General features: G+C 69.0%; 10 protein-coding genes and 1 pseudogene. 3 read left to right on the top strand and 8 right to left on the bottom strand.

Annotated features, from left to right (window positions below):
- Window positions 1-100: 100 nt before the first annotated feature.
- From ACKOB8_RS10565 to ACKOB8_RS10555, 3 genes are all read right to left on the bottom strand, one after another.
- The gene (locus ACKOB8_RS10565; protein ID WP_526377170.1) at window positions 101-373 is read right to left on the bottom strand and encodes a hypothetical protein; all 273 of its coding nucleotides are present in this window, start codon (window positions 371-373) and stop codon (window positions 101-103) included.
- 69 nt (window positions 374-442) lie between these two features.
- On the bottom strand, window positions 443-1,636 hold the full coding sequence (locus ACKOB8_RS10560; protein WP_526377169.1) for a zinc ribbon domain-containing protein: 1,194 nt from the start codon (window positions 1,634-1,636) through the stop codon (window positions 443-445).
- Window positions 1,637-1,824: 188 nt separating this feature from the next.
- On the bottom strand, window positions 1,825-2,004 hold the full coding sequence (locus tag ACKOB8_RS10555; protein ID WP_526377168.1) for a hypothetical protein: 180 nt from the start codon (window positions 2,002-2,004) through the stop codon (window positions 1,825-1,827).
- A 138-nt stretch (window positions 2,005-2,142) separates the two neighbouring features.
- On the opposite strand from ACKOB8_RS10555, the gene ACKOB8_RS10550 reads away from it, so the two are divergent.
- Window positions 2,143-2,979, top strand: coding sequence for an SDR family NAD(P)-dependent oxidoreductase (locus tag ACKOB8_RS10550; RefSeq protein ID WP_526377167.1), 837 nt, complete (start codon window positions 2,143-2,145; stop codon window positions 2,977-2,979).
- Window positions 2,980-3,003: 24 nt separating this feature from the next.
- Here ACKOB8_RS10550 and ACKOB8_RS10545 read toward each other — a convergent pair whose 3' ends face one another.
- The 3 genes from ACKOB8_RS10545 to ACKOB8_RS10535 all read right to left on the bottom strand — a co-directional run bounded on the left by ACKOB8_RS10545 (window position 3,004) and on the right by ACKOB8_RS10535 (window position 4,460).
- Window positions 3,004-3,435 carry a DUF4174 domain-containing protein gene (locus tag ACKOB8_RS10545; protein WP_526377166.1) on the bottom strand — a complete coding sequence of 144 codons (432 nt, stop codon included), beginning with the start codon at window positions 3,433-3,435 and terminating at the stop codon, window positions 3,004-3,006.
- Between the two features lie 64 nt (window positions 3,436-3,499).
- Window positions 3,500-3,940, bottom strand: coding sequence for an SRPBCC family protein (locus tag ACKOB8_RS10540; RefSeq protein ID WP_526377165.1), 441 nt, complete (start codon window positions 3,938-3,940; stop codon window positions 3,500-3,502).
- A gap of 118 nt (window positions 3,941-4,058) precedes the next feature.
- Entirely contained in the window at window positions 4,059-4,460 is a 402-nt protein-coding gene (locus ACKOB8_RS10535) for a DUF4149 domain-containing protein (protein WP_526377164.1), read from the bottom strand.
- A gap of 312 nt (window positions 4,461-4,772) precedes the next feature.
- Here ACKOB8_RS10535 and ACKOB8_RS10530 point away from each other — a divergent pair, with 312 nt between their 5' ends.
- Window positions 4,773-5,444, top strand: coding sequence for a methyltransferase domain-containing protein (locus ACKOB8_RS10530; RefSeq protein WP_526377163.1), 672 nt, complete (start codon window positions 4,773-4,775; stop codon window positions 5,442-5,444).
- On the opposite strand, the gene ACKOB8_RS10525 is transcribed toward ACKOB8_RS10530, so the two are convergent.
- Complete coding sequence (locus ACKOB8_RS10525) at window positions 5,441-7,516, bottom strand: PhoX family protein (protein WP_526377162.1); 2,076 nt, start codon at window positions 7,514-7,516, stop codon at window positions 5,441-5,443. The genes ACKOB8_RS10530 and ACKOB8_RS10525 overlap by 4 nt on opposite strands.
- Before the next feature lie 111 nt (window positions 7,517-7,627).
- On the opposite strand from ACKOB8_RS10525, the gene ACKOB8_RS10520 reads away from it, so the two are divergent.
- Window positions 7,628-8,650, top strand: a complete 1,023-nt coding sequence (locus tag ACKOB8_RS10520; RefSeq protein ID WP_526377161.1) for an endonuclease/exonuclease/phosphatase family protein — start codon at window positions 7,628-7,630, stop codon at window positions 8,648-8,650.
- 12 nt (window positions 8,651-8,662) lie between these two features.
- On the opposite strand, the pseudogene ACKOB8_RS10515 reads toward ACKOB8_RS10520, so the two are convergent.
- A pseudogene (locus ACKOB8_RS10515) lies at window positions 8,663-9,253 on the bottom strand (hypothetical protein); the annotation flags it as partial.

The raw sequence follows: 9,253 nt of genomic DNA, 5'->3' as shown, positions 1-9,253 counted from the left end.
GCCAACCTGTCGATCGCCCAGGACATGGGCAAGTACGTCGACAGCTTCACCTGGCGCGGGGACCCTCCGCGCTGAGGAGCTTGTCCTCGGGGTCCGGCAGCTAACCGCCGGTGATGACGTTGCCCGGCAGCGCGGTCGGAGCCGCGGGCGCCTTGACCGACGGTGAGAAGGAGCTACCGCCCGGCTCGATGCGGGGCGCCTTCTCGGTGGGCTGCGGGCTGTTCTGCGTGCCGGGTGCACTGGTCTGCGTCGGCGCCTTGGTCTCGGCGGGCTTTTCCTTGGTGGTGCTGCAGGCCGAGAGCCCACCCATTCCGATGAGTGCCGCGACACCGGCGGCGAGCGCGATCTGACGCGTTGAACGAACTGACCCCATGGTCGTTACTCCATTTTCTGTGCTCTGGACCCGGACGGGCGCAACTTTTCGATGATACGTGACCGTCCGTCACCCGGTCTCGACCCGCACCGGCGGGGATTCCCGGGCCCGCCGCCGCGCCTGCCGCGACGAGGTCCGCGCCGCACCGCCGCAGGCTGGGCAGAACGGCATTTCCGGAACTACCCGCAGGCAATGCACGCACAGCGACGGCTGCTCTGTCGCTGCGTCGGGCAACTCGTGCAACAGCGCGATCTGCAGCCCGATCCGCAGGCACAGCACCGCAACGACGGCCAGGGTCAGCGTGGCTGCCAACTCGGTGACCCGGGGAAACTGGGCGGCGTCGATCGTCCACACCGCCAGGTAGGCGATGGCCGCTGCCGCGGTCGCGGTTGCCAGTGCGACGCGCGGACGGCGGGGGCCGAAACCGGCCCGGCGGGCGGGCCGGAACCACAGGCAGACGCCGAACAGACCACCCAGCGTGACCGTGATCACCGGATCGACAACGCCGTAGAGCACCGATTCCTCCAGCAGCCGCGTTGCGCTCAGGTTGTCGAGCAGTCCCGACGTGAATTGCGGCGCCAGCCACGTCAGGGTCCCCGCGACCATGTACGTCAGCGCGGCCAGTGCGCCGAGGGCGAACCCGTCCAGCGATTCGCGGGCCGGCAGATGCAGCAGCCGCACCACCGCCGCGGGCGCCAGCATCAGCACCGCACCGCCGGCGGTGATCGCCAGTCCGATGCTGAGCGTCTTCTCCAGCGCCAGGCCAGCGACGGTCGGAACGCCGTACCAGCTGGCGACAAGTCCGCCGGTCCAGATCCACCACGCCACGCTCAGAACCGCTCCGAGGATGATCGCGGTGGCCAGGATGTGCACCGGAATGTCGCGGAAGGCACCGGACTGCCACAGGTAGAGCCCGAACAGCAGGGGCAGTCCGAGAGGGGCGAGTATGACCAGCCCGTCGAGATACCGGAGCAGCGACAACGCCACCAGCCCAGCGGCCAGCACGATCATCGCCAGCCGGAAGGGCTTACGGGTCAGGTCGCCCAGTCCGGGGAACAGCGCACTGGTGGGTGTCGGCAGCAGGAGTCGCTCGCGGGGTGCGGGGGCGAAGACCGAGGGCCGCAGCAGCTGTCGCCAGTAACCGATGGGCGCGTCGAGAGCCGCGCCGCAGTGACCGCCGAACTGCGCGTCGGGAACTTCGGTCAGGCAGGCGGGGCAAGCCCTGCGCGGCGCCGCGTCGCCGTCCACGCTCGTGTCCGTCATCGGGCCCACGGTAGCGCAGCTGTCCCCCAATCGGAGGACCGGCGATTCATCCACCCGGAGGGCTCATCGGGGGACAGCAGGCCACGCGTTCGCCGGGGATTATTAGTGGTGGCGGCGACTTCCGGGGCGTTAAGAGACCCGAAACGCGCAAAGCCGCGGAAGTCGCCGCCACACCTGATCGGCGCTCCTCACCGACTGCCCGCCCAGCGGCCGACCTCAGCCTCCAACTCGGCACTGACCGCGCCGGCCAGCAAAACCGCCCGCCGGTCGGAGTCGACCCGGTGCCGGGATTCGGAGATGCACACCCCGATCCAGGTTCCCAAAACGTAGACGACGCCGATCCCCGCGACGGCGAAGGCGAAATTCATCCCGAACACCTCCTGAGGTCCCCAAGCTCACACCTGGGCGGGAGGGTATCGGCCCGCTCCGACACGTTTGGGCACCCGTTCCTGCCCGAGGGGCCATCGGGCACCCTCAAGTACCCTCGCCACGGGAAGGATTCCGCTATGTCGACTGCTTTACCTCTGTTCGGGGCCTCCGTCGCGGTGACCGGTGCCGCCCGCGGGATCGGGTACGCCACCGCCAAGGCGTTCATCGCCGCCGGAGCAACGGTGTTCATCGGCGACCTCGACGCCGATCTGGCCAAAGCCGCCGCCGCCGAGCTGGGTTGTGCCGGTGTGGGCCTCGACGTCCGGTCACGGGAGTCCTTCGCCGCGTTCCTGGCCGGTATCGAGCCACCGCTGCGGGTGCTGGTGATCAACGCCGGCAGCATGCCGGCGGGCCGTTTCGTCGAGGAGTCCGACGCCGTGACTGACGCGATCGTCGGTGTCAACCTCAGCGGTGTGCTGAACGGCACCAAACTCGCTCTGCCCGGCATGCTTGAACGCGGATCCGGTCACATCGTCAATGTCGCGTCCTACCTTGGTGTCGTGCCCGCCGCCGGGCTGGCCACCTACTGCGCGACCAAACACGCGGTGGTCGGCTTCAGCGAGGCGCTGCGCGACGAGCTGGCCGGCACCGGGGTCACCGTCACCGCGGTGCTGCCCTCGGCGGTGCGCACCGATCTGGTGTCGGGGGTCAAGCTCGGCGGGTTTTTGCCGACCGTCGACCCCGAGGACATCGCTGAAGCCGTTGTCGCGTCCTGCCGGACCCGACCGGCGATCGTCGCGGTGCCGGGATGGATGCGCAGCTACGAGGCGGCCGCGGCGGTGGTGCCCGACCGTTTACTCGGGGCTGTTCGCGGCCGGCTCACCCGCGACCGGGTGCTGCGCCAACTCGACGGCGAGGCCAGGGCGGCCTACGACCGACGCATCCGCCGGGATGCCGGCGCGGACAAATCCTGAGGGTCTCTCGGTGACGACCGGCCCTCAACACCGGGTCGGGTCGATGTCCCTCTCGCGGGTCCGCATCGGCATGCCGTCGATCACGGCATAGATCGCCTGAAGATCCGGGACGGCGTCGACCCGCAGCTTCTCGCCGCCGTCTTTGCCGATGAGTACCACGGCGAAGCTGTTCGCGCCGATTCCGAACCCGGAGACCAACCGCTTCGCCTGGCTGGTGTCGACAACGTCGCCGTCGAGGGTGCTGGTTCCTTCGGTGAGGATCAGGCCGAGCACCATGTCGCGATCCGCGAAGTCACATCGACTGGCCTCGATGCCGCGCACTGTTTCAGCGAGCCGCGGATCGCTCTGCGTGGGCGCGAAAACCAGCAGGGGGCGGCGTTGCCACAGGTAGTCACTCAGTTCCGCGGCCGCGGCCTGAGCCGGCATGAGCGCAGCGCCGGCCGCCAGGAAGATCACGGCGAGTGCGCTTCGGGGGACGTGCCGGGAAAGGCGACCCCTGACCACGGGATATCTGGGGATATCACACCACCTCAGCACCGAGAACACGGCGAAGACCGGCGGCAGCCCGATCACCGATCTGGCCGAACACCAGCCGCAGGCCCAGATCGCCGACGCGCAGTACGCCGTTGAGGCGGAGGTCTGCGTCGTAGGTGACGACCGACCCGGTGCCGACGGGCTCGACGGTGATCCGGTCGATCGACGTGAACACGCTGTTGCGGGCCACCACGAGGAGGTTTCGCGGGGCGTCGTGCTCCTCGGTCACGTAGCGCAAGGTCAGGTCGCGGCCAGGGCCGACGACGGTGACGTCGAACACGTTGCCCGGGCCGCCGCCCGAGCCCTTCACTTGTCTGACAGCCTTCACGCCGGGATCCCACTCGGCGAAGTTGCGGAGGTCGGCCAGGTAGGCGAACGCCTCCTGCGGAGTCTTCGCGGTCCTCACCGTTGTCACGTAGCGCGCCATCGCAAGCCCTTCCGATGAAGTCCAGTGTTCGTCAGCGTAGTTTCGCCACCCGGGTGGCCGAACTCGCGTCGAGTTCCGCTCGGCGTTTTCCTTCTCCCTTAGTCGAAGCGACCTTTCCCTAAGTCGCCAGACCGGGAATCTGTGACAGCACCCATCCGGACACGACGATGTGGGCAAGCGTGATCGACACGGACAGCCGATGAAGCCGTTTGAAGCGGACCGTCGCACCAGTGTCTGTCGCGCGGTTGATAGCCGGCATGAGGATTTGGCGGGCCGGCACAGCGGTCAAGGCGATCGCTGCGAGAGCAACCGACAGCGATCGCGCGGAAGGCCAGACAAGCAGTGCTGCCACAGCCGCCGTCGCGATGACGAAGAGGTAAAAATGCGGGAAGGCGCGGCGAATGGTGGGACCCGCCGTCTCCATGGGTAAGGCCGAAAACACGAAGGCGGCGAACCCGAAAGAGTAGAGAGTCATTCCTCCGAAGAGCAGCGCCGTGACCAGAAGTGCCGCCGTCAGCATGGGCCACCTGGTCTTTCCTCGTGGTCTTTCCTCGTGCTTCGCGATCGGCTGCCGAGGCGCCGATCTGGAGTGTCCAGCCGGGCTTCCCTGCCGCTCACTCATCACGCTACCCGCGACCGCGCACAGCCCGGGGTGCCCTGCTGGCCTGGATGCCCGCCGATGGTGGCTGGTAGGTGGTCGGCTCGAACGTCGGGCGGGCCCACCATCCGGCCTGAGAGCGCTGCCGCGTCTGTTGGCAAGCACTAGGGTTCAGCTCGTGTATCTCCTGTGTTGCGGAGGCCGTAGCCCTGCGCCGAGCGGCCGGCTCGGGCTGTGACCGCCGCCGATGCGACGTCCGGCTCGGCTGAGGACCGCTACCACGGATTCCCGGACGGCTTCTTCACCCGGCTCGACGAGGATGACGACCGTCGCTTCTACGGCGAGGCGCGGCTGGTGCAGCACATCGACGACGGTGCGATCGCGGCCGTGCGTGACCTCTACGACGAGCTCGGCCTGCACGGCGAGGTGCTCGACCTGTGCAGCTCGTGGGTGTCGCATCTGGCCCAGACCCCGCAACGGCTGGTCGCGCTCGGGATGAACGCCCTCGAGCTCGACCGCAACCCGCAGGCGCACGAACGGGTGGTCCACGACCTCAACCGCGAGCCCGCGCTGCCGTTCGCCGACGCCTGCTTCGACGGGGCGGTGTGCACGGTGTCGGTGGACTACCTGGTCCGGCCCCTCGAGGTGTTCGACGAGGTGGCTCGGGTGCTGCGGCCCGGCGCGCCGTTCGTGTGCACGTTCTCCAACCGGTGCTTCCCGACCAAGGCGATCCGCGGATGGCTGGCCACCGACGACGAGTTCCATGTACAGCTGGTGGCCGAGTACTTCTACCGCTCGGTCGGTTGGGACGAGCCCCGCGCGCAGCGGCGTCCGACGCCGTGGCCGGGCGACCCGCTCTATGCCGTGTGGGCGCAGCGGTCCCGGCCGGGCGAGACGGTCCCTTAAACCCCGATCTCCCCACCTTGCCGCCAGACGGCCACCACTGCCGGGCGCGCCGTACCGTTGCCGCCCTCGGGCCAGCGGGAGAGCGGGTTGTCGAGGCTGTTGTCGTCGTGTTCGCCCGGATGCTGGACGCATACCGTCACCAGATCCGGCGAGATCGTCGGCCCGCACGTCTCCGCCCCGAGGGGGACGGTGAGGAACTGGCGGGTCTCGCCGCGGGCGGGGCCTTCCAGCGCGACGGCGAACAAGCCGTCATTGGAGCCCAGGGCGTTGCCGTCGGTGGCGATCCACAGGTTGCCGAAGGAGTCGAAGGTGAGGTTGTCCGGGCAGGAGATCGGGCTGACCTTGGACTTGTCGAAACCGCCGTAGTAGGTGTCCGCCGCGGCGGGATCGCCGCAGACGAGCAGCAGATCCCAGGTGAACGACGTCCCGGCGTGGTCGTCGGTGATCTCCAGGATCTGGCCGTTCTTGTTGTCGTTGCGCGGATTGGCCGCATCCGCCGCGGGCTTGTCGGGTGCGCCGCGCTTGTCGTTGTTGGTCAGCGCGACGTACACCTTGCCGGTCTTGGGATTGGCCTCGAAATCCTCGGGGCGATCCATCTTGGTCGCGCCCACCTGATCGCCGGCCAGTCGGGTGAACACCGCCACCTCTTGCGCCGACATCCCGTCGACGAGCGACTCCGCCTGCCCGTCGGGGCCTGAGCGCAGCAACGGAATCCAGGTTCCCGACCCGCGGAACGAGCCGTCGGCGGGCAGGTTGCCGGAGCCGTCGATCTGTGCGGCCGGGATGTCACTGGAGAGCCGGGCGACATACAGGGTGCCCTCGTCGAGAATCGTCATGTTGGCGGCTATCGCCGCGGGTTCGCGGCCGGGCTGGATCTTCTTGGCGGAGACGAACTTGTACATATAGTCGAATCGTTCGTCGTCTCCGGTGTAAGCGACGACGGTGCCGTCGGCGGTGACGTGGATCGTCGCGCCCTCGTGTTTGAACCTGCCCAGCGCGGTGTGTTTGACCGGAGTGGAGTTCGGGTCCCACGGGTTGAGTTCGACGACCCAGCCGAACCGGTTGGCTTCATTGGGTGTCGCGGTCAGGTCGAAGCGATTGTCGAAGGTCTCCCATCTGCGCTGGCTGGGTTCGACCTTGATGCCGTAGCGCTTCCACCGGGCGGCCGTTTCGGGGGAGGGCTCCGGCGAGGTCTCAGCCGCGCCGAAGTAGCTGTTGAAATTCTCCTCGCCGCTCAGAATGGTGCCCCAGGGCGTGACCCCGCCGGAGCAGTTGTTCACCGAACCGCTCACCGCCCGGCCCGTCGGATCGATTGCGGTGGTGACGAATTCGCTGCCCGCGGCTGGCCCGGTCAGCACGAACGGGCTGTCCGCGGTGATCCGCCGGTTGTAGCGGCCCAGCACCGGCGTGAGGCCGTCGGGGCCGCGTTCGACCTCGACGACCGAAAGGCCGTGAGCGGCGACGGCGACCTCAAATTGCTCGCGGGTCGGGTTGTCCTCGTCGTAGCCGGGGGACATGAACTGCTCGGTGGTGTACTCGTGGTTGACCACCATCAGGTACCGGTTCGGTGTGCCGGGGATCGGCAGCAGCCCGGCGAAGTCGTTGTTGAAGCCGAACTGCTGGCGCTGCGCCGCGGCGGTCTGGTTACCGACGTCGAAGCGCGGTGCGCCCGGAAGCACCGGGTCGCCCCAGCGGATCACCACGGCCTGCCGATAGCCGTCGGGGATGACGACCGCGTCCTCGCTGTTGGGCGCCACGGCGGTGAAGTTCATCCCGGGCGGGGCGGAATCGGGCGCCGCCGGGGCGGGCCGAGCCGCCTCGGTCGGCCTTGAACACGCGGCCAGCGCGGGTCCGGCGGTGACTGCCAGGACGGTGACTCCCGCGGCCTTAAGGAGCGAACGCCGCGACAGTGCTCGCCCGATCTCGCTGACGATGTCGCCGAAGTATTCGTTGTCGCTGGTGTTGGGCGCGGGGTGCGCACAGGCGTCACCGCAGCGGTAGCGGCAGGTGACCCGTTGCCGGGAGGAGCGTCCGTTATGGCTGACAAATATGTTGAGAGGCACCAGAACCATGTGTCGAAAATAGGCCCTCCGGACGAGCGCGGGGGAAGCGGTAGGTGAACGGCAGGCAAATCGTCTCGCCGGCGATCCCCGAAAGCCGCCCGGCGGGGCTAGTTTGAGGGCATGCGCGCGCTGGATCGGCCCACCCCCCGGATGCTGGCGATCGCGATGCTGGCCCTGATGTGGGCGCTGGGAGGCTGCGGGTCCTCGGGCACGCCGGGGGAGCCGGGTGCGCCGAAGGTGCTGAAAGTGATGTCGTTCAACATCTACGGCGGCGGCGTCAACGACGGCAAGCCCGTCGACGAGACGGTCGCGGTGATCCGCGCGGCGGGGGCCGACATCGTCGGGCTGCAGGAGACCCGGCCGGAGACCGACCCCTGCACGGCCCAGAGCTGCCCGCCGACCGGTGCGAGTGTCGCCAAAGCCATCGCCGACGCGCTGGGCTTCTACTACTACGACCAAACCCAGGACAACCCCGCCCTGTGGGCCAACGCCGTGATCAGCCGCTATCCGATCGGCGCTGCGACCAAGCACGACCTGGGTGTGCCGATCGATGTCGAGGGCCGCACCGTCTACGCCTACAACGTCCACTTCACCGACTACCCCTACCAGCCCTACCAGCTACTCAAGATTCCCTACGGCGAGGCGCCGTTTCTGACCAGTGGGGAGCAGGCCGTCGCCGCCGCCAAGGATGCCCGCGACCCTGCCCTGAAACTGCTCGCCGAGGATCTCACCGCCTCCGACGGCGCCGCGGCGGCATTTGTCTTCGGCGACTTCAACGAACCTTCGCACCGGGACTGGACCCAGCGTGCCGTCGCCGCCGGCAATCAGCCGATGGTCGTGGCGTGGCCGACCAGCTTGGCGCTGGAGCGGCTGGGGTTCACCGACGCGCTGCGCGCCGCCCACCCCGACGAGGTGGCCAAGCCGGCGTTCACCTGGACTCCCTCCACGGAGCGCACCGACCCGGCCGACCACCACGACCGGATCGACTACGTCCTGGTACGCGCAGGTCCGGGTGGCGATCGAGATAAAAAGGCCGTGGTCGAGGCGGCGTCGATCGTCGGGGAGAAAGCCCCCGAGGCCGACATCGTCGTCACGCCCTACCCCAGCGACCACCGCTCGGTAGTGGCCAGCGTCAGGTTCTGACTCCTCTGACCCTTAGGACCCCGGAGTGACGACGGTGGGGGCCCGAGTGGCTTTGATGCGCGGCTCAACCGGGTCGGCCGCCTCCTGACCGGAGTCGGCGGAGCCGACCGCCGAGCGCGGCTCCAGTTGCTCGGCGGATACCGGGGTTTCGGTCTCGGCCCCCGCCGCCCCCAGCGCACCCGGTACCCCCGGCGTTTCGGACGCCTCGGCCGCCTCGGCCGGCGCCGCCGACGGGGCCGGCGCGGGCGGGACGATCACGGTGGTGCTCGCGGGCGTGGTCCTCTGGACCGGGCGCAGCTTCTCCGGAGCGTCCCGGGAGTCATCCGGTGCCAACAGCAGCACTGTGGCCACCACCAGCGCGACTCCCGCAGCGCCGATCAGGGCCAGCAGCACGCCGGTCCTCGCGTACCAGGCGGTCGCAGGTGGTGACGACGCCAGCCCTGTCGCCTGCCCTGTCCCGCCGGGGCCGGCCCCGGGGGGATCCCAGTCCCACTCCCAGTCCCAGTCGGGGGCGACGCCCGCGAGCCTCGGCAGCGGCCCGGTGATCTCGGGATCCTCGACCCGCCACGCCGCGATGTCACCCTCCGGCAGGGCGTCGTAGGT

The organism is Mycobacterium sp. (assembly GCF_046091765.1).
GTDB lineage: Bacteria > Actinomycetota > Actinomycetes > Mycobacteriales > Mycobacteriaceae > Mycobacterium.
Note: the sequence above shows the minus strand (reverse complement) of the source record. Positions and strands in the feature narration are given on the sequence as shown.

What these genes read in the sequence shown, in the direction of transcription:
- ACKOB8_RS10560 (WP_526377169.1), bottom strand. Translation starts at nt 1,636, where the DNA reads ATGACGGACACGAGCGTGGACGGCGACGCGGCGCCGCGCAGGGCTTGC.
- ACKOB8_RS10555 (WP_526377168.1), bottom strand. Translation starts at nt 2,004, where the DNA reads ATGAATTTCGCCTTCGCCGTCGCGGGGATCGGCGTCGTCTACGTTTTG.
- ACKOB8_RS10535 (WP_526377164.1), bottom strand. Translation starts at nt 4,460, where the DNA reads ATGCTGACGGCGGCACTTCTGGTCACGGCGCTGCTCTTCGGAGGAATG.
- ACKOB8_RS10540 (WP_526377165.1), bottom strand. Translation starts at nt 3,940, where the DNA reads ATGGCGCGCTACGTGACAACGGTGAGGACCGCGAAGACTCCGCAGGAG.
- ACKOB8_RS10525 (WP_526377162.1), bottom strand. Translation starts at nt 7,516, where the DNA reads ATGGTTCTGGTGCCTCTCAACATATTTGTCAGCCATAACGGACGCTCC.
- ACKOB8_RS10565 (WP_526377170.1), bottom strand. Translation starts at nt 373, where the DNA reads ATGGGGTCAGTTCGTTCAACGCGTCAGATCGCGCTCGCCGCCGGTGTC.
- ACKOB8_RS10550 (WP_526377167.1), top strand. Translation starts at nt 2,143, where the DNA reads ATGTCGACTGCTTTACCTCTGTTCGGGGCCTCCGTCGCGGTGACCGGT.
- ACKOB8_RS10520 (WP_526377161.1), top strand. Translation starts at nt 7,628, where the DNA reads ATGCGCGCGCTGGATCGGCCCACCCCCCGGATGCTGGCGATCGCGATG.